The organism is Streptomyces sp. NPDC050564, from assembly GCF_044457265.1.
Lineage (GTDB): Bacteria > Actinomycetota > Actinomycetes > Streptomycetales > Streptomycetaceae > Streptomyces.
On record NZ_JBITGS010000052.1, the window covers coordinates 20,301 to 39,159 of the forward strand.

The 18,859-nt window shown below is 69.9% G+C and carries 15 protein-coding genes and 2 pseudogenes; 2 read left to right on the forward strand and 15 right to left on the reverse strand.

Translation table 11 applies throughout. The annotated features are described in order from the left end of the window. Positions 1 to 41: 41 nt before the first annotated feature. Positions 42 to 233, forward strand: a pseudogene (locus ACIBK0_RS45770) (ABC transporter ATP-binding protein); the annotation flags it as partial. On the opposite strand, the gene ACIBK0_RS45775 reads toward ACIBK0_RS45770, so the two are convergent. The 12 genes from ACIBK0_RS45775 to ACIBK0_RS45830 all read right to left on the reverse strand — a co-directional run bounded on the left by ACIBK0_RS45775 (position 205) and on the right by ACIBK0_RS45830 (position 14,258). After that, the gene (locus tag ACIBK0_RS45775; RefSeq protein WP_399094482.1) at positions 205 to 2,352 is read right to left on the reverse strand and encodes a discoidin domain-containing protein; all 2,148 of its coding nucleotides are present in this window, start codon (positions 2,350 to 2,352) and stop codon (positions 205 to 207) included. The pseudogene ACIBK0_RS45770 and the gene ACIBK0_RS45775 sit on opposite strands and share 29 nt — an antisense overlap. A gap of 84 nt (positions 2,353 to 2,436) precedes the next feature. Continuing rightward, positions 2,437 to 4,038, reverse strand: a complete 1,602-nt coding sequence (locus tag ACIBK0_RS45780; RefSeq protein ID WP_399094485.1) for a glycoside hydrolase family 13 protein — start codon at positions 4,036 to 4,038, stop codon at positions 2,437 to 2,439. A 63-nt stretch (positions 4,039 to 4,101) separates the two neighbouring features. Continuing rightward, a complete protein-coding gene (locus tag ACIBK0_RS45785; protein ID WP_399094488.1) occupies positions 4,102 to 4,977 on the reverse strand; it encodes a carbohydrate ABC transporter permease in 876 nt (291 codons plus the stop codon). Next, positions 4,974 to 5,942: a carbohydrate ABC transporter permease gene (locus ACIBK0_RS45790; protein ID WP_399094491.1), complete on the reverse strand. Its 969-nt coding sequence runs from the start codon at positions 5,940 to 5,942 to the stop codon at positions 4,974 to 4,976. Before ACIBK0_RS45790 ends, ACIBK0_RS45785 begins: the two co-directional genes overlap by 4 nt. Positions 5,943 to 5,950: 8 nt before the next feature. Then, on the reverse strand, positions 5,951 to 7,303 hold the full coding sequence (locus tag ACIBK0_RS45795) for an ABC transporter substrate-binding protein (RefSeq protein WP_399094494.1): 1,353 nt from the start codon (positions 7,301 to 7,303) through the stop codon (positions 5,951 to 5,953). Between the two features lie 162 nt (positions 7,304 to 7,465). Beyond that, entirely contained in the window at positions 7,466 to 8,464 is a 999-nt protein-coding gene (locus ACIBK0_RS45800; protein ID WP_399094497.1) for a LacI family DNA-binding transcriptional regulator, read from the reverse strand. Between the two features lie 52 nt (positions 8,465 to 8,516). Continuing rightward, positions 8,517 to 9,206 (reverse strand): GntR family transcriptional regulator, encoded by a 690-nt coding sequence (locus ACIBK0_RS45805; protein WP_399094500.1) that lies wholly within the window; start codon positions 9,204 to 9,206, stop codon positions 8,517 to 8,519. A 106-nt stretch (positions 9,207 to 9,312) separates the two neighbouring features. Continuing rightward, positions 9,313 to 10,314 (reverse strand): proline racemase family protein, encoded by a 1,002-nt coding sequence (locus tag ACIBK0_RS45810; RefSeq protein WP_399094503.1) that lies wholly within the window; start codon positions 10,312 to 10,314, stop codon positions 9,313 to 9,315. A gap of 35 nt (positions 10,315 to 10,349) precedes the next feature. After that, a complete protein-coding gene (locus tag ACIBK0_RS45815) occupies positions 10,350 to 11,249 on the reverse strand; it encodes a dihydrodipicolinate synthase family protein (protein WP_399094506.1) in 900 nt (299 codons plus the stop codon). A 75-nt stretch (positions 11,250 to 11,324) separates the two neighbouring features. Beyond that, positions 11,325 to 12,812 (reverse strand): FAD-dependent oxidoreductase, encoded by a 1,488-nt coding sequence (locus tag ACIBK0_RS45820; RefSeq protein WP_399094509.1) that lies wholly within the window; start codon positions 12,810 to 12,812, stop codon positions 11,325 to 11,327. After that, on the reverse strand, positions 12,805 to 13,104 hold the full coding sequence (locus ACIBK0_RS45825) for a (2Fe-2S)-binding protein (protein ID WP_399094512.1): 300 nt from the start codon (positions 13,102 to 13,104) through the stop codon (positions 12,805 to 12,807). The genes ACIBK0_RS45820 and ACIBK0_RS45825 overlap by 8 nt, the downstream gene beginning before the upstream one ends. Further along, positions 13,101 to 14,258: an NAD(P)/FAD-dependent oxidoreductase gene (locus ACIBK0_RS45830; RefSeq protein ID WP_399094515.1), complete on the reverse strand. Its 1,158-nt coding sequence runs from the start codon at positions 14,256 to 14,258 to the stop codon at positions 13,101 to 13,103. The genes ACIBK0_RS45825 and ACIBK0_RS45830 overlap by 4 nt, the downstream gene beginning before the upstream one ends. A 102-nt stretch (positions 14,259 to 14,360) precedes the next feature. Here ACIBK0_RS45830 and ACIBK0_RS45835 point away from each other — a divergent pair, with 102 nt between their 5' ends. Further along, positions 14,361 to 15,770 carry an aminopeptidase P family protein gene (locus ACIBK0_RS45835; RefSeq protein ID WP_399094518.1) on the forward strand — a complete coding sequence of 470 codons (1,410 nt, stop codon included), beginning with the start codon at positions 14,361 to 14,363 and terminating at the stop codon, positions 15,768 to 15,770. 134 nt (positions 15,771 to 15,904) lie between these two features. On the opposite strand, the gene ACIBK0_RS45840 is transcribed toward ACIBK0_RS45835, so the two are convergent. From ACIBK0_RS45840 to ACIBK0_RS45850, 3 genes and pseudogenes are all read right to left on the reverse strand, one after another. After that, the gene (locus tag ACIBK0_RS45840) at positions 15,905 to 16,720 is read right to left on the reverse strand and encodes an ABC transporter permease (protein ID WP_399094521.1); all 816 of its coding nucleotides are present in this window, start codon (positions 16,718 to 16,720) and stop codon (positions 15,905 to 15,907) included. 10 nt (positions 16,721 to 16,730) lie between these two features. After that, the gene (locus ACIBK0_RS45845) at positions 16,731 to 17,621 is read right to left on the reverse strand and encodes an ABC transporter permease (protein WP_399094524.1); all 891 of its coding nucleotides are present in this window, start codon (positions 17,619 to 17,621) and stop codon (positions 16,731 to 16,733) included. 7 nt (positions 17,622 to 17,628) lie between these two features. Further along, positions 17,629 to 18,839: pseudogene (locus ACIBK0_RS45850) on the reverse strand (ABC transporter substrate-binding protein). Positions 18,840 to 18,859 lie beyond the last annotated feature (20 nt).

Consider the following 18,859-nt stretch of genomic DNA (forward strand, 5'->3'; position numbering starts at 1 on the left):
GGACACTCGAAGCGCGCTCTCCGCACTGGCCGGGAGTACGGCTGATCCTCTCCGCCTCCCCCACCGTCGTACAGGAACAGTTGAAGGTCGATCTGCCCGACGAGCGGGACCAGTTGCACACCCGGGTCACCCCGCGCTTCGCCGAGCTGCGCACCCATGTGTACGAGCAGATCCAGACGGCGCAGCGCGGGACGACCACGGACATCAGGACAGATACGCCTCCACCTCACTGAACTGGGCCGCCGGCCAGCCGGTGTTGGCGGTGACATTGAGCCGCAGGTAGCGCAGGTCGGTGCCGCCGGGCAGGGTCACGGTGGCGGTGTTCCCGGTCGCCGGGTCGAAGCGGTAGTCCTTGGAGGCCACGACCGTCGAGTACGCCGAGCCGTCCGTGCTGCCCAGGACCGACAGGGTCTGCGTGCGCGCCCCCCAGGCTGAAGCGGGCGGCAGCTTCAGCACGAGGCGGCGGGCGGCCAGGGTCGAGCCCAGATCGACCGTCCAGGCCTGCGGGAAGGCGTTGTTGGTGGACTCCCAGTAGGTGTTCGCGTCGCCGTCGACCGCCTTGCCCGGCGTGTAGACGTCCTGCGAGCCGGTGGCGGTGGCCGGGCGGCCCTTGGCGAGGTTGCGGGTCGGATCGGGGTCGGGGTTCCCGGAGCCGGGCTGCGGCCAGGTGGAGCAGTCGGCCCAGGTCGTGTCCCAGCCGGAGTTGCCGCCGGCGTTCGTCAGCGTGAAGGTGCCGGAGCCGGTCGGATACGGGCAGTTGTAGACGCCCGCCGCGCCCACGCCGGCCGCCTGGACGTTGCTGAACTTGGCCGCGCCCTGCGACTCGGCCTGGACGACGACCGTGCCGACCTTGTTGACCGTGGCGCGATCGACGGTGACGTTCTTCGTCGCGTAGCCGCGACCGCCGCCCGACACGAACTCGAAGGCGCTGTACGGGCTGTCGCTGATCGTCGTACCCGTGATGTCGACGGTCGCCTCGATGGCGCTGTCGTACGAGTCGACGCGCAGCGCGCCCATGGGGTGGTTCCAGTTGGGGTTCATCGCGCCCGTACGAACGAGGGTGTTTCCGGAGACGGTGATGGTTCCGGCGAGCAGGGAGAAGGGGTCGAGGAACTTCTGGTTGGAGATCGCGATGCCGCTGCCGAGGGCGTTGGTGTCGGAGACCAGGTTGTTGTTCACGGCGATGTCGGTGCCGCCGTAGATCGCGATGCCGTTGGCGAGGTTCGGCTGGGTGATGGTGTTGTTCTCGAAGCTGCTGTTGGTGTCCGGCGCGTAGAGCGACCACATGGCGAGTGCGTCGTCGCCGTTGTTGCGCAGGAAGTTGTTCCGGACGCGGACACCGCGCGCGTTGCCGTTGAGGTTGAGGCCGTCGGCGGTGGTGTCGAGGATGCGGTTGTTCTCGACTACGAGGTTGTCGTTGTTGCCGGTCAGCCAGAGGCCGACCTTGAGGTGCTGGAGCCACATTCCGGAGACTGAACTCCCAGGACCCAGGGACCCGTTGACGAAGTTGTCCGGGTTGGAGTCGACCCGCTCGATGACCTCACCGATCACCGCGAAGTCCTTGAGGTGCACCCCGCCCGACGAGCTGGTCTGGTCGATGAAGCGCGAGGTGTGCACCACGGAGTACCAGCTGCCGGCACCCTGCAGCGTGACGTTCTGAACGCCGCTGAGCGAGGACGTCACCTTGTAGTCGCCCGGCGGGATCCACACGACTCCCCCTTGCGCGGCGGAGATCGCATCCCGGAAGGCCTGCGTCGAGTCGCCCTGGCCGCTGGGATCGGCACCCTTGTCGGTGACGGAGACCGATCCCCCGGGCCGGGCCGCGGCGGCGGCCACCTGCTCGAAGTCGGCGACGTCGACGGTGACTTGGACGTTCGCCGCCTGCAAGGCGATCTTGTCGCCGGCCTGCACGTTCTGGCCGAGCAGCAGCCGGGCGTTGTCGAAGAAGTGGTGGGTCCTGGCGCCGGCGATCCAGGAGGTGTCCACGTAGGAGTACTTGGAGGTGACGGTGAGCGTCTTGGCGAGCTTGACGCCGTTGACGTAGACGTCCAGCGTGCCCGACTGGCCGTCGGGGACGCTGTAGGAGACGTTCACCGCGTTGGAGGCGCGCGGCACGGTGAACTCGACGCGCCGGCCCGCGCTCAGCCGCACGGCCTGTCGTCCTGAGGCCTCCGAGGCGAGGGTGCCCTGGGTGTAGTCGGGGCCGATCTTCGTGCCCGTGGAGGTGGCGGACTCGGCCTCCACGGAAGTGAAGGGCAGGTCGGCGCCGGCAGCCGTCATCGCGGCGTGGGCGGTGGTGGCGCTGAGCATGCCGGCGGCGAGGGAGACGGCCACCGCGGCCGCTGCTGGCATGGGCCTGACAGATCTGGACATGTGCTGATCCCTTTCGTGTGGGGGGCCGGGATAGCGGGTCGGTGCGGCGGCCGGGCCGCGGCGTCAGGCACGCAGCCAGGCCGCCGTGTCCTGGGGTAGCCGCCCCTCGGCGTCCAAGGGGCCGCTGGCGAGCAGGAGTCGGGAGTGCTCGGGAAGTTCGGCCGCGGTGTCGGAGAGGTTGATCGCGCAGCGCAGCCCGTCCGTGCGGGCGAGGACGAGGACGCCGTCGGGGGCGGGCAGCCAGCTGAGCGGACCGTCGCCGAAGCCCGGCTCGGTGCGGCGGATGCGGAGCGCCTCACGGTAGAGCCTGAGCATCGAGTCGGGGTCGCCCGCCTGGCGGTCGGCGGCGTACGCGGGCCACTCGGCGGGCTGGGGAAGCCAGGGCTCGCCCCCGAATCCGGCATGGGGCGCCTCGGCCGCCCAGGGCAGCGGAACCCGGCAGCCGTCGCGGCCCGGGTCCGTGCCACCGGAACGGAAGTGCATCGGGTCCTGGATGCTCCCGGGCGGCAACTCGACCTCGGGCAGGCCGAGTTCCTCGCCCTGATAGACATAGACGGAACCGGGCAGCGCGAGCGACAGCAGAGCGGCGGCCCGCGCCCGACGGGTACCGAGAGCGAGGTCGGTCGGTGTGCCGAAGGCCTTCGTGGTGAAGTCGAAGCCGGTGTCCGTCCGGCCGTAGCGGGTGACCGTGCGGGTCACGTCGTGGTTGCACAGCACCCAGGTGGCGGGCGCGCCCACCGGTGCGTGCTCGGCCAGGGTCTCGTCGATCGACGTACGCAGCCGCCCGGCGTCCCAAGGGCAGGACAGAAAGGAGAAGTTGAAGGCGGTGTGCAGTTCGTCGGGGCGCAGATAGCGGGCGAAGCGCTCGGTGTCGGGGAGCCAGACCTCACCGACGAAGATGCCGTCGTAGGCGTCGGCGACCGCACGCCAGGAGCGGTAGATGTCGTGGAGCTCGACGCGGTCCACGTACGGGTGCGGATCGCGGCCCTCGACGAAGTCAGGCAGGTCGGGGTCCTTGGCGAGCAGCGCGGCCGAGTCGATACGGACGCCTGCGACACCCCGCTCGAACCAGAAGCGCAGAACGTCCTCGTGCTCCTGACGGACGGCCGGATGAGCCCAGTTGAGGTCGGGCTGCTCGGGTGTGAACAGGTGGAGGTACCAGTCGCCGTCGGGCAGCCGGGTCCAGACGGGTTCGGCGGAGCCCGCGAACTGGGACGGCCAGTCGTTGGGCGGGAGTTCACCGTGCGCGCCGCGCCCGGGACGGAAGTGGAAGAGCTCGCGCTCGGGACCTCCGGCCAAGGCCGCCCGGAACCATGGGTGTTGGTCGGAGAGGTGGTTCGGCACGATGTCGACGAGGGTGCGGATGCCCAGCTCCCGCGCCTCGGCGATGAGTTTCTCCGCCTCGGCGAGCGTCCCGAAGGCCGGGTCGATCGCGCGGTAGTCGGCGACGTCGTAGCCGCCGTCGGCCATGGGTGAGAGGTACCAGGGGTTGAACCACAGGGCGTCCACGCCCAGTTCGGCGAGGTACGGGAGTTTGGCGCGGACGCCCGCGAGGTCACCGGTGCCGTCTCCGTCGCCGTCCGCGAAGCTGCGGACGTACACCTGGTAGATGACGGCGGAGCGCCACCATTCGCCCTGAGTGCGGGCAGAGGAAGGCTGTCCCACGGTGTCTGCCTTTCACATAGAGGGAGTGCCGTCGGCCAAGGACCTGCCGTCGGCCCTTCGCGGTCAGCCCTTGGTGCTGCCCGCGCTGATCCCGGCGATGATGTGCCGCTGGAACACCAGGAACATCACGACCATGGGGATGCTCGCGATCACCATCGCGGCGATGAGCACGGTCAGCTGGATGTTCTGGGACAGCTGGACGAGTGCCACGCTGATGGGCTGCTTGTCGGTGTCGGAGAAGACCATCAACGGCCAGAGGAAGTCCTGCCAGACGGCGACGAGGGCGAAGATCGACACGACGCCGAGCACGGGCCGGGACATGGGCAGCACGATCGACCAGAGCGTGCGCAGTCGTCCGGCGCCGTCGATCTCGGCGGCCTCCAGGACGTCGCGCGGGATCTGGTCGAAGAAGCGCTTGAGGAGATAGAGGTTGAAGGCGTTGGCCACGGCGGGCAGCCAGATGCCGAGCGGGTCGTTGAGCAGACTGGTGTGGATCAGCGGAAGATCGGCGACGGTCAGGTACTTCGGGACGACCAAGGCCTGCGCGGGGACCATCAGCGTGGCGAGGATGCCGCCGAGGATCAGCTTGCCGAAGGCCGGCTTCAGCTTGGAGAGGGCGTACGCGGCGGCCGTGGAGAGGACGACCTGGAGGATCCAGGCGCCGGTGGCCTGCACCACCGTGTTCCACAGATGGATGGGCAGGTCCATCAGGTCCCAGGCGTCGGTGTAGCCGCCGAGGCTCCAGCGCTGGGGCACCAGGGTCGGGGGTGTGCGGGTGACCTCGTCCGGCGACTTCATGGCGCCGGTCACCATCCAGTAGACGGGGAAGAGGAAGGCGAGCGCGAAGAGCAGGACGACGCCCGTGAAGACGGTCCAGTAGACGGCCTTGCCGCGGGGGCGGGCGAGCGCGAGCGGTGAAACCAGTGTGCGCGTACTCACGAGTCCTCTCCTTGGGATCGGGTCAGCCGCAGATAGAGCGCGGAGAAGGCGCTGAGCAGGACGAGCAGCATCACGCTGAGGGCGCAGGCGCCGCCGAAGTCGTTGTAGAGGAAGGCGTACTTGTAGATCAGGTACAGGACCGTCACGGTCGCGTTCTCGGGGCCGCCGCCGGTGATCACGAACGGTTCGGTGAAGACCTGCATGGTGGCGATGATCTGCAGCAGCATCAGCATGAGGATGATGAAGCGGGTCTGCGGAATCGTCACATGGCGGATGCGCTGCCAGAGGCTCGCGCCGTCCAGCTCGGCCGCCTCGTAGAGCTCTCCGGGGATGCTCTGCAGCGCGGCGAGGTAGATGAGGACGGTGCCGCCGAGGTTGGCCCAGGTGGCGACGATCACCAGGGAGACGAGGGCGGTGTCGGCACCGTTGGACCAGTTCGAGGTGGGCAGGTGCAGGAAGCGCAGCGTCTCGTTGGCGAGGCCCGCTCCGGGATCGTAGAACCACTTCCACAGCAGGGCGCTGACCACCGGAGGGATCATCACCGGCAGATAGACCACGACTCTGAAGAAGGCCTTCGCGTGCCTGAGTTCATTGAGCACCAGCGCCGTCACGAAGGGGACGGCGAAGCCGATCAGCAGGGCGAGGAGCGTGAACGTGAACGTGTTGCGCCAGGCGGCGATGAACTCGGGGTCGTGGAATACACGGGTGAAGTTGGCGGTGCCGACCCACTCGCCGCCCGAGCCCGGCGTGTACTTCTGGAAGGCGATCACGACCGCGCGGATCGCCGGGTACCAGGAGAACAGCGCGAAGCAGAGCAGGCCGCCGATGAGAAAGGCGTACGCGCGGGACTGGTCGGCCAGGCGCCGGCGCCACGGGCCCCCGGTCCGGCGCCCGGCCGACCGCGGCACCTCCGGCGCGCCGAGGGCGGCCGGAGGGAGTGCTGCGGGCTCCGATGCGGTCTTCATCAGCGGTGTCAGCCTCGGGCCAGGATGGAGTCGATCTTCCCGGACGCGTCCTTCAGGAGCTGGTCGATGTCGGCGTCCTTCTTGGTGAGCACCGCGGAGACGGCGCCGTCGAGGACCGAGTAGATCTGCTGGGCCTGCGGCGGCTCGATCTTCATCTGCAGGCTGTGGTTGCCGTCCAGGAAGGCCTGGTAGTTCTCCACGGGGACGTTGGCGTTGGCCTTCTTGACCTCCTGGTCCTTCGCGTCGGCGGCGCCAGTGAACAGCCGTGGCTCGGGCAGGCCCACGGGCGCGTCGTTCTGCTTGGCGCGGGCGTAGTCGCCGAGGAAGCCGTCGCCGGGCGTCAGGAACATGCTGTCGAGCCACTTGAGGCCGGCCCTGATCTGCTCCGGGCTGTCCTTCTTGTTGAACATGTAGCCGTCGCCGCCGATGAGCGTGCCCTTGCCGCCGGGCATGGGCGCGAGCGCGAGGTCCTTGTAGTTGCCGCCCTTCTCCTTCACCAGGATCGGGATGTTGTCCGGCGCGGAGAGGTACATGCCGAGCTTGCCCGAGCCCATCATCTGCTGGACGTCGTTGATGACCAGGAGCTGCTTGCTGCCCATGGAGTTGTCGGTCCAGCGCATGTCCTTGAGGTTCTGCAAGACCGCCTTGCCCTCGGGGGAGTCGACGCTGGCCTTCTTGCCGTCGGCGCTGACCACGTCGCCGCCCTGTGAGTACATCTCCGCGGTGAAGTGCCAGCCGCCCTGGTTCTGCGCGCTGTAGTCGGCGTAGCCGACGGTGCCGCCGCCGAGCGCGGCGATCTTCTTGGCGTCCGCGCGCAGCTCCTCCCAGGTCGCCGGGGGCTTGTTCGGGTCGAGGCCGGCCTTCTCGAAGAGCTTCTTGTTGTAGATCAGGCCCATCGAGTAGCCGGTGCGCGGGATTCCGTAGATCTTGCCGTCGACGGTGTAGATGTCGCGCAGTTGCTGCTGGATGGTGCTGTAGCTCTTGAGGTCCTTGACGTAACCGGTGATGTCGGCGGCCTGGTTGATGTCGACGACGTGCTTGGCGTCGGTGAAGTACGTGTAGAAGACGTCTTCCATCTGACCGCCGGCGAGCTTGGCGTCGAACGTCTTGGGGTCCTGACACGGGAAGGCGTCGTGCGCGACGACGTCGATGTCCGGGCTGGTCTTCTCGAACGCCTTGATGTCGGCCTCGAAGAACGAACGGTCGACCTTGGCGCTCTTCGGCGGCATGCAGTTGACCGTGATGCGGGTCTTGCCGCCCGCGGAGCCGTCGTCGCTCGAACCGCAGGCCGTGATCGCGGTCAGCGCGAGGGCGGAGGCCATGAGCGTGGTGCTGGTACGGCGGAACCCGGGACTTCTCATCGGTGGACCCCTCTTGGCAGGCGCAGGGAAGGCCCACGGCGGCGCACCGGGCGGTGCGGCGTCCGTGTCTGGCGCCGCACACTCAAGCACCGGCGACAGTGGTCCGCAATATGTCACGCAGAATCTGTAATTATTTGACAGCCGTGTGGATCTGGCGTGGCTCTAGTGGCGGGGCGCTTGCGCGGTCGACCCACGGACCACCAACTCCGGCTCGAACAGCAGCTCCTCGGCGGTGACGCTGCTCCCGCCGATCTGAGCGTTCAGCAACTCGACGGCCGCCCGCCCCATCGCCTCGATGGGCTGGCGGACCGTGGTCAGCGGGGGTTCGGTGCAGTTCATGAACGCCGAGTCGTCGTAGCCGACGACGGAGATCTCGCCCGGGACGGCAAGTCCCTTGCGGCGGGCGGCTCGTACGGCACCGAGCGCGAGCGGGTCACTGGCGCAGATGATGCCGGTGACACCCCGGTCGAGCAGCCGGGTCGCGGCGGCCTGGCCGCCCTCCAACGAGAACATCGCCCGTGCGACGTGCTCGTCGGGCAGGTCGGGGGCGAGCGCGCGCGCCGCGGAGAGCTTGCGCTGCGAGGGCATGTGGTCGGCGGGCCCGAGGACGAGTCCGATGCGCTCGTGGCCGAGGGAGGCCAGATGGCGCCAGGCCTGTTCGACCGCCACGGCGTCGTCGCAGGAGACGCCCGGGAAGCCGAGGTGCTCGATGGCCGCGTTGACCAGCACCACCGGGATGTTGCGGTCCGCGAGCTGCCGGTAGTGGTCGTGCGGAGCGTCGGCCTGCGCGTAGAGACCGCCCGCGAACACCACGCCGGAGACCTGCTGCTGGAGCAGCAGCTCCACATAGTCCGCCTCGGAGACGCCGCCCTTGGTCTGCGTGCACAGCACCGGAGTGAGACCCAGCTGCGCGAGCGCCCCGCCGATCACTTCGGCGAACGCAGGGAAGATCGGGTTCTGCAGCTCGGGCAGTACGAGGCCCACCAGCCGCGCGCGTTCACCGCGCAGCTGCGTGGGCCGCTCGTAGCCGAGGACGTCGAGGGCGGAGAGCACAGCCTGCCGGGTGGAGTCGGAGACTCCGGGCTTGCCGTTGAGCACCCGGCTGACCGTGGCCTCGCTGACCCCGACCTTCTTGGCCACCTGAGCAAGTCGTCGCGTCATGCACGCAAGAATAGCGCAAGAAATGAAAGCTGCTTGCGTAATGCGGAGCGGATTACCGGGCCGCCCACAGACCGCGGACATGACCCAGGTGGCGGGTCATCACGTCCCTGACGGCCGCCTCGTCGCGGGCCGTCAGCGCGTCGAGGAGTTCCAGGTGCTCTTCCGCGGAGGCCTCCAGGCGGCCCGCCTCGACGAGGGCGTGGAGACCGTAGAGGCGCGAGCGCTTCCGCAGGTCCCCGACGACCTCGACCAGATGGGCGTTGCCCGCGAGGGCGAGCAGGCCGAGGTGGAAGCGGATGTCCGCCTCGACGTAGGCGATGAGGTCACCGGCCGCCGCCGCGGTCACGATCTCCCGGGCGGCCGGGCGCAGCGCCTCCAGCGAGACCAGGTCCGCGGTGGTGGCCAGCCCCACCACGGTGGGGATCTCGATGAGCGAACGGATGTGGGTGTATTCGTCGAGCTGCTTCTCGGAGACCGCGGTGACCCGGAACCCCTTGTTGGGCACCGTGTCGACCAGGCCCTCCTTGGCGAGGTCGAGCATGGCCTCACGCACCGGCGTCGCGGAGACGCCGAAGCGGGCCGCGAGGGTCGGCGCGGAGTAGACCTCGCCGGCACGCAGTTCGCCGGCGATCAGCGCGGCCCGCAGCGCGTCCGCGACGCGCTCGCGGTAGCTGCTCTTCTTCCCGCCCAGCGTGGGCAGGGCGGGAGCGGCGGAGGGTGCGCTGCTGCGCTGGGCGGCCATGGGATGTCTCCTCGTACGGGCATGTGCAATGTCACGCGCTACCAGTATCTCAAGGCGCTGAGTGGCCTCGGTGGCGTGGGGGCGTGCCTCACTTCCCCGAGGTCGCTCAGAGGACGAATCCGGCCGGGAAGGGGTCGGAGGGGTCCAGCAGGTACTGGGCGGTGCCCGTGACCCAGGCGCGACCGGTGAAACTGGGCAGCACGGCCGGGATTCCGGCAACCTCGGTGGCGCCGAGCAGCCGCCCCGTGAACCGCGTCCCGATGAAGGACTCGTTCACGAACTCGGTGTGCAGCGGGAGTTCGCCGCGGGCGTGCAGCTGGGCCATGCGCGCGCTGGTGCCCGTACCGCAGGGTGAGCGGTCGAACCAGCCGGGGTGGATCGCCATCGCGTGCCGGGAGTGGCGGGCGGTGGCGCCGGGCGCGTACAGGTGGACGTGGTGGCAGCCGCGGATCGACGGGTCCTCGGGGTGGACGGGCTCGTCCTCGGCGTTGATGGCCTCCATGAGCGACAGACCGGCCTTGAGGATGTCGTCCTTGCGGGCACGGTCGAAGGGCAGCCCGAACTGTTCCAGCGGCAGGATCGCGTAGAAGTTGCCGCCGTACGCGAGGTCGTAGGTCACCGTCCGCCCGTCGGCGAGCGTGATCTTGCGGTCGAGGCCGACGGTGAAGGAGGGCACGTTCTTCAGGGTCACCGCTTTGGCCGCGCCGTCCTCGACCGCGACCTCGGCGACGACGAGGCCCGCGGGGGTGTCGAGCCGGATGGTGGTGACCGGCTCGACGACCTCGACCATGCCGGTCTCCACGAGCACGGTCGCGACACCGATGGTGCCGTGGCCGCACATCGGGAGATAGCCCGAGACCTCGATGTAGACGACGCCGTAGTCGCAGTCCGGACGGGTGGGCGGCTGCAGGATGGCGCCGCTCATGGCCGAGTGGCCGCGCGGCTCGTTCATCAGGAGCTGCTTGATGTCGTCACGGTGCTCACGGAAGTACAGGCGCCGCTCGTTCATGGTCGCGCCCGGGATCGTGCCGATGCCTCCGGTGATCACCCGGGTGGGCATGCCCTCGGTGTGCGAGTCGACGGCGTGCAGGACGAGTTTGCTGCGCATGACGCTCCTGACTGATCGGGAAAGGGGAGAAGACCTCAGGCGAGACCGGCGTCGATGGCCCGCTCCGTGGCCTCGCGAACGGCCGCCTCCTGCTCGGGCAGCAGCGGAACGCGCGGCGGCCGGACCGGACCGCCGTGCCGGCCGACGATGTCCATGGACAGCTTGATGGCCTGCACGAACTCGACCTTCGAGTCCCAGCGCAGCAGCGGGTGCAACTGACGGTAGAGCTTGCCCGCCGTGTCGAGGTCGCCGTCGACGGCGGCGCGGTACAGCTCGACGCTCGCGCCGGGCAGCGCGTTCGGGTAGCCGGCCACCCAGCCCTTGGCGCCCGCGACGGCGAGCTCCAGCAACACGTCGTCCGCCCCGATCAACAGGTCGAGCGTCGGGGCGAGTTCGGCGAGCCGGTAGGCGCGGCGCACATCGCCGGAGAACTCCTTGACCGCATGGACGAACCCCTCGCCGTGCAGCTTCGCGAGCAGCTCCGGAACCAGGTCGACTTTGGTGTCGATCGGGTTGTTGTACGTCACGATCGGGACGCCCGCCTCGGCGACCTCCTCGTAGTGGGCGAGGACGGAACGCTCGTCGGCGCGGTAGGCGTTCGGCGGCAGGAGCATCACGGACGCGCAGCCCGCGTCGCGCGCCTGCTCGGCCCAGCGGCGGGCCTCGGCGGAACCGTAGGCGGCGACGCCGGGCATCACGCGCGCCCCGCCGATGGCGGCGACGGCCGTCTCGACGACCTTCGCGCGCTCCTCGGGGGTGAGCACCTGGTACTCACCGAGGGAGCCGTTCGGTACGACGCCGTCGCAGCCGTTCTCGACCAGCCAGGCGCAGTGTGCGGCGAACCGGTCGTAGTCGACGGAGAGATCGTCGTTCAGCGGAAGCGCGGTGGCGACGAGGACGCCGCGCCACGGGCGGTGGTCGGGGGTGGTGGCCATGAGGGATCCCTCTCAATGGGGTGTGACATGTTACTGATGGGCAATGAGGATCGGCGAGAGTCCGTACCCCGTGGTTCAGTCGTCTTCCGGAGCTTCGGGACCCGCGGGCTCGCCGGGGTCCTGGCCGGCTGCGGCGAGGACCCCGAGCGGGACCGGCCGGGCGAGCAGCCGCCGCGCCGATGTCTGCGGGCACCCGGCGAGCCCCGCGACCGCGGGCTCGCACATACGGCCCTGGCACCAGCCCATGCCGGCGCGGGTGAGGAGCTTCACGGTCCGTACGTCACCCGCGCCGAGTTCGCCGACGGCCCGGCGGATCTCACCTCCGGTCACCTCCTCGCACCGGCACACGACGGTGTCGTCGGTGACCTGCTCGGTCCAGTGCGCGGGAGGCGCGTAGACGGTGTCGAGCGCGGCGAAGAACTCCCGCATCCTCGTACGGGACTTGGCGGCCGCGGCCCACTCGCGCGGGTCGGGATCCGCGCCGGTGAGCCGGGCGGCGGCGGAGCGGCCCGCGATGTGTCCCTCGGCGAGGGACAGCGCGGAGCCGCCGATACCGGTGGTCTCGCCCGCGGCCCAGACGCCGGGCACGTCGGTCCGCTGCTCCGCGTCGACGTGCACGTCGAGCCCGTCGAGGCGGCAGCCGAGCGACTCGGCGAGGTCGGTGTGCGGCAGCATGCCGTGCCCGACGGCGAGCGTGTCGCAGGGGATGCGCCGCTCGGTGCCGGGCCTGACCCGCCCGTCGTTGTCGAGTGCGGCGACGGTCACGGCGTCGAGCCGCTCGTCGCCGTGCGCCTCGATGACGGTGTGACGTCCCATCACCTTGACGCGGTGACGGACGAGTTGAGCCGCGTACTGGGCGCCCTCGGCGACCTTGCCGGGCTGAGCGGCCAACGCCCGCGCCCGCCCCAGGAACGCCTTCGCATCGTCGGTCCTTCGCGAGAACGCCTTGGCATCGCCGGCCCTTCGCAGGAACGCCTTCGGATCTGCGGACTCGACGAGCGCGGCGACGTCGACCCCGGCCGCGGCGAGTCCGGTCGCCACGGGGAGCAGCAACGGCCCGGTGCCGGCGACCACGGCGGTCCGCCCCGGCACGACGAGGCTCCCCTTGAGCATGGCCTGGGCTCCGCCCGCGGTCACGACACCGGGGAGGGTCCAGCCGGGGAACGGCAAGACCTTCTCGTACCCACCGGTGGCGAGGAGCACGCCGTCGGCGCGGACGGTGGCGGGGCTCTCCTGCTCCGGACCGAGCAGGGCGTGTACCGCGAACCCGTCGGGCTGCGGTTCCACGCACCACACATGGTGGTCCGTCAGGTGCTCGATCGTGCCCGCTTTCACCTGCCCGGCCAGTCCCCGAGCCAGCCGGTCCCACGTGCTCCACTGGTGGTGGAGCGCCTGCGGCCGGCGCGCGCCGAGCGCGGGCGCGGGCCCGCGGTAGAACTGCCCGCCCGCCGTCACGCCGGAGTCGATCAGTGTGATGCGGATACCCCGTGCGGCAGCCGCCAGGGACGCGGCGAGTCCCGCCGGGCCCGCGCCGATCACCGCGAGGTGCGCTCGGTCAGTCATCGTGGCCCGTGCCTTCCTGCGTCCGGATCCTGTCGCCGGGCCGCACCGGCACCAGGCAAGCCCGTTGGTTGGGACGGTCGTTGACGGTCACGAGGCAGTCGAAGCAGACGCCGATGCCGCAGAAGACGCCGCGCGGACGGCCCGCGCCGCGGGTGCTGCGCCAGGAGGCGACGCCCGCGGTCCACAGCGCGGCGGCGACGGTCTGGCAGGGCAGCGCCTCGACCTCGCGGCCATCGAGGGTGACGGTGAAGGCGGGTCCCGGCTGCGCCCGGACCAGTTCCAGGGGATTCACGCAGCCTCCTGCGGGAAGCGGTCGGGCCGGAACGGCGCGAGATCGAGGTCGGGTGTCTTGTCGGTCAGGATCTGCGCGAGCAGATGCCCGGTACCGGTGGCGAGCCCGATGCCCGCGCCCTCGTGCCCGCAGGCGTGGAAGAGGCCGGGCACCCGGGGGTCGGGGCCGATGGCGGGCAGGTGGTCGGGCATGTACGGCCGGAAGCCCAGGTACGTACGCAGGACACGCACCCCCGACAGGAACGGGAAGAGTCGCGTCGCGCCCGCGGCCAGCGCCCGCAGGACCGGCAGAGAGAAGGACCGGTCGAAGCCGACCCGCTCCCGGCTCGCGCCGATCAGGATCGGCCCCGCGGCCGTTCCCTCGACGACGGGCGACGTCTGGAGCGCCGCCGAGTCACTGGCCACGTCGGCGACATAGTCCGCCGCGTACACCTTGTGGCGCACCAGCCGCGGCAGCGGCTCGGTGACGAGGACGAATCCGCGGCGGGGCAGGACGGGGAGAAAGACACCAGCCAGCGCGGCCACCGCCGAGCCCCACGTACCTGCCGCGTTCACCACGGCCGGGGCATGGATGTCGCCCCGGCCGGTCCGTACACCCCGGACCGACCCGTCCGCCGTGCGCAGCACCTCGGTCACGGTCCACCCGGTCAGCAGTCGTGCACCCGAGGCCCGCACCAGATGCGCGGCGGCCAGGGCGGGCATCACCTGGGTGTCCTGCGGGTAGTGCACGGCGCCCGCGAGCCCGGGCGCCAACTGCGGTTCCAGGTCCCGGAGTCGGTCGGCAGCGACCGGCATGGCCGAGACCCCGGCCGCCCGCTGCCCCGCCGCGAAGGTCTCCAGCGCGGTCAGCCCCTCGGGCGTGGCGGCCACGACGACACCGCCCTTGGCCTCGTACTCGATGGCCGGTGCGAGCCCCGTCTCCCCCGCGAGGTCGGCCCACAGGCGCCCCGACAGCAGGGCGAGGTCGAGCTCGGGCCCGGGCTCCTTGTCCGAGACGAGCAGGTTCCCCTCGCCCGCACCGGTCGTCCCGCCGGCCACCGGGCCGCGGTCCACCAGGGCGACGTCAAGGCCCGCCCGAGCCGCGTACAGGGCGCAGGCCGCGCCCACCATTCCGGCCCCGACGACCACGACATCGCAGGTAAATGGCTTGCTCACATCAGTACTATGTCACATGCTTCTCTTGCGGGGAACAGTCGAAGACGCACACCGACGACGTATTCAGACGACGCACACAGACGCATACAAGGGGTGCCTGACGTGGCCAAGGGACGAAAGAACGGGCTGTACCGAGGAATCTCCGACGAGCTGTCCGCCCTGATGCGCACGGGCTGGGCCGACACCGAGCAGCGCGATCTGCAACCGACCGAGCAGGCGCCCCACACGGCCCGCCGCCGCGCCGCGCTCTCCGCCCTCTTCCCGGGCGAGCGGCTCGTCATCCCCTCCGGCAGCCTCAAGACCCGCTCGAACGACACGCACTACCCGTTCCGCCCGTACTCCGGCTACGTTCATTTGACGGGAGATCAAACCCGGGACGGTGCCCTGGTGTTGGAGCCCCGCGCGGACGGCGGGCACGAGGCGCACTGCTATCAGCTCCCCCGCGACAGCCGGGACAGCGACGAGTTCTGGACGGGCATGACGGCCGAGCTGTGGATGGGCCGCCGCCGCTCCCTGGCCGAGTCGGAGCGAGTGCTGGGACTGCCCTGCCGTGACATCCGTACGATCGCCGAGGACCTGAAGGACACCGGCGTAGCGACCCGGGTCGTGCGCGGCCACGACCCCCTCATCGAAGCGGCGCTCAGCACGGACGAGGAGCGGGACGCCGAGTTCGAGGAGGCGGTGTCCGGGCTGCGGCTGGTGAAGGACGCGTGGGAGATCGGCGAGATGCGCCGGGCGGTGGACGCCACGGTCCGCGGATTCACCGATGTCGTACGGGAGTTGTCGCAGGCGGTCGCCACCTCGGAGCGCTGGATCGAGGGCACCTTCTTCCGCCGCGCCCGCGTCGAGGGCAATGACGTCGGCTACGGTTCCATCTGCGCGGCGGGCGAGCACGCCACGATCATGCACTGGATGCAGAACGACGGCCCGGTTCGCCCGGGCGAACTGCTCCTGCTGGATGCGGGCGTCGAAACCCGTACCCTCTACACTGCCGACGTCACCCGCACGCTTCCGGTCAACGGCACCTTCACACCGCTCCAGCGCGAGATCTACGACGCCGTGTACGAGGCCCAGGAAGCCGGCATGGCCACGGTGCGGCCGGGCGCCCGCTACCGCGACTTCCACGAGGCCGCCCAGCGGTCGATGACCGAACAACTGGTGGAATGGGGCTTCATCGAGGGCCCGGCCGAGCGGGCGTACGAGCTGGGCCTGCAGCGCCGCTTCACCATGGCGGGCACCGGGCACATGCTCGGGCTCGACGTCCACGACTGCGCCAGGGCCCGCAACGAGGAGTACGTCGACGGGGTGCTGGAGCCGGGCATGGTGCTCACCGTCGAGCCGGGCCTCTACTTCCAGGCGGACGATCTGACGGTGCCCGAGGAATGGCGCGGCATCGGCGTCCGGATCGAGGACGACCTCCTCGTCACGGCGGACGGCCATGAGAACCTGTCGGCCGGTCTGCCCCGCTCGTCCGACGAAGTCGAGGCCTGGATGCGGGAGTTCGCCGGGTAGCGGGGCCCGGCGGGTATGGGGGTTCCCAGTTGGCGCAGCCCGGCAGGTACGGCAGATCCCGGTGGGCGGGGCGCGGCAGGTGCGGGAGAACCCGGTTGGCGCGGCCCGGTGCCGAGCGGCCTCCCCGAGGCCGCTCAGATCCTGCTCTCGGCCGCCGTGTCGGCGGACAGCCGCTGCGCCAGGTAGATCGGAATCACCGAGAGCAGGACGAGCACCGCCGCCACGACGTTCACGACCGGTGCCTGCTGGGGCCGTGTCATGTTGTTGAAGATCCAGATCGGCAGGGTCTCGATACCGGGCCCGGCCGTGAACGTCGTCACCACGATCTCGTCGAAGGAGAGCGCGAAGGCGAGCAGTCCGCCGGCCAGCAGCGCCGAGCGCACCAGCGGGAAGGTGATGTCGACGAAGGCCCGGAAAGTGTCGGCGCCCAGGTCCATCGCCGCTTCCTCGTACGAGCCGGACGTACGGCGCAGCCGCGCGACGACGTTGTTGAAGACGACCACGATGCAGAAGGTGGCGTGGCCGACGATCACGGTGAACATACCGAGGCCGACGCCGAGCGGCTCGAGCACCGTGCTGAATGCCGAGTTGAGCGCGATGCCCGTGACGATGCCGGGCAGCGCGATCGGCAGGACGACCACGAAGGAGATGGCGTCGCGGCCGAAGAAGCTGTGCCGGGCGACCGCGAAGGCGATCAGCGTGCCGAGCACCAGGGCGATGGCGGTGGCGCCGAGCCCCGCCTTGACCGAGACCCACAGGGCCGCGCGGGCGCCCTCGTTCTCCCAGGCGACCGACCACCAGTGGAAGGTGAGCCCCGGCGGCGGCCAGCTCGCGCTGCGGTCCGGGTTGAAGGAGTTGACCAGGACGAGCGCGAGCGGGACGTAGATGATCGCGAAGCCGAGCCCGGCGGCGACGCGCAGCGCGATGCGCGCGGAACGGGAGAGTTGCACAGCGGGCTCCTCAGAGGCTGCTCAGGGCGCCCGTGCGGCGCATCGCGAGCAGGTACAGCACGATGACGACGACGGGGACCGTGCCGAGCGCGGCGGCCATGGGCAGGTTCAGTTCGATGTTGGAGTAGACGACGTTGCCGATGAGCTGGGTCTTGCCGCCGACGATCTGCACGGTGATGTAGTCGCCGAGGCTGAGCGAGAAGGTGAAGACCGAGCCGGCGGCCACGGACGGCAGGACCATCGGCAGCACCACGGAGCGGAAGGTGCGTCCGGGGCGCCCGCCCAGGTCCGCCGACGCGTCGAGCAGGTTGGCGGGCAACTGCTCCAGTGCCGTGTGGATCGGCAGGATCATGTACGGCAGCCAGAGGTACGTCAGCGCGATGACCGCCGCGAACAGTCCGAAGCCGGGTCCACTCATCCCGAAGGGCTTCAGTATCCAGTCGGCCAGGCCTCCCTGAGAGAGGATCAGCCGCCAGGCGTACACCTTGACGAGGTAACTCGCCCACAGCGGCGTGAGGATGGCGACCACGAGCAGCGGGCGCCACTTGGGCTTGGCGATCCGGGCGGTGTAGAAGGCGACCGGGAAGGCTATCACCGCGCACAGTACGGTCACCGCGAGCGCGACGCCGATGCTGCGCAGGATCACCTGGCGGAAGACGGGCGTGGTGAACAGCGCGCGGAAGTTGTCGGTCGACCAGACCTTCACGACCTCGGAGGTGAAGGAGTCGGTCGTCCAGAACGCCGAGACGAAGAGCACGGCCAGCGAGCCGAGGTAGAGCACGGCCAGCCAGAGCAGCGGCGCGGTGAGCAGGAGGGACAGCCGCAGCCGGGAGTGTCGGTGCAGGGTCCCGGCGAGCCGCCGGACGGGAGACCGTCCGGCGGCCTGCGCGGTGGTGGTCATCGGTCGCTCAGCCCTTGATCTCGGTCCAGGCCTGGACCCACTTGGCGTACGGCACGCACTTGACGTCGGTGCGGCCGTCGAGGCACTGCTCGATGGGCGTGTTCCAGAAGGCGATGTTCTTCCAGTAGGCCTCGTCGGTGGCGTGGAAGGTGTCGCAGAAGGACTTGTCGCTGGTCTGGTCGCACGCCTTGGCGTTCGCCGGGGCCTCACCGAAGTACTCGGCGACCTGGGCGTTCACCTTCGGCGAGATGATCCAGTCCATCCACTTGTAGGCGCAGTTGGGGTGCTTGGCCTTGGCGGAGATCATCCAGGTGTCCGACCAGCCCGTGGAGCCCTCCTTGGGCACGAAGGCCTTCACCTTGGCGCCCTCGTCCTGCGCGAGGTTGGCGATGACCTGCCACGTGGTGCCGACCACGGAGTCACCGCTCTTGAAGGCGGAGATCTCCTTGAGGTAGTCGCTCCAGTACTCCCCCACGTCCGTGCTCTGCTTCTTCAGCAGTGCGACGGCCGCGTCGAACTGCTTCTGGTCCAGCGCGTAGGGGTCCTTGATCTTCAACTCCGGCTTGGTCGCCTTGAGATACAGCGCCGCGTCGGCGATGTAGATCGGCGAGTCGTACGCGGTCACGTGACCCTTGTACTTGGAGGCGTCGTCGAAGACGGCGGACCAGGAGGTGGGTGCGGGCGTGACCTTCTGCGTGTTGTACATCAGCAGGTTGGCGCCGCGGCCGTGCGGGATGCCGTACATCTGGCCGTCGACGGAGTTCCAGGCCCCGCCCTGAGGCCGCTGAAGACATCCTTGTAGTTGGGTACGAGACCGGTGTTGACCGGGGCCGCGTCGCCGGAGGCGATGAGGCGCAGGGAGGCGTCGCCGGACGCGGAGACGGCGTCGTACTGACCGGTCTTCATCAGCTTGACCATCTCGTCGGAGCTGGCCGCGACCTTGGAGTTGACCTGACAGCCGGTCTGTTTCTCGAAGTCGCTGACCCAGTCGACCTTGGGGTCGTTGGAACCGTCCTCGACATAGCCGGCCCAGGCGATGAGGTTGACCTGGCCCTCGGTCTTGCCGAGCTTGGACTGCGCCTTCAGGTCGGGCGGGTTGAGCCCGGTCGACGAGGAGGAGCCGCCCGAGTCGGACGATCCACAGGCGGTGGCCGCGAGGAGCACCGCGACTGCGGCGGCGGCCTGAAGGGTTCGGGTGAGGCGCACGACGTACTCCATACGTGATGGGGACTGAGCGT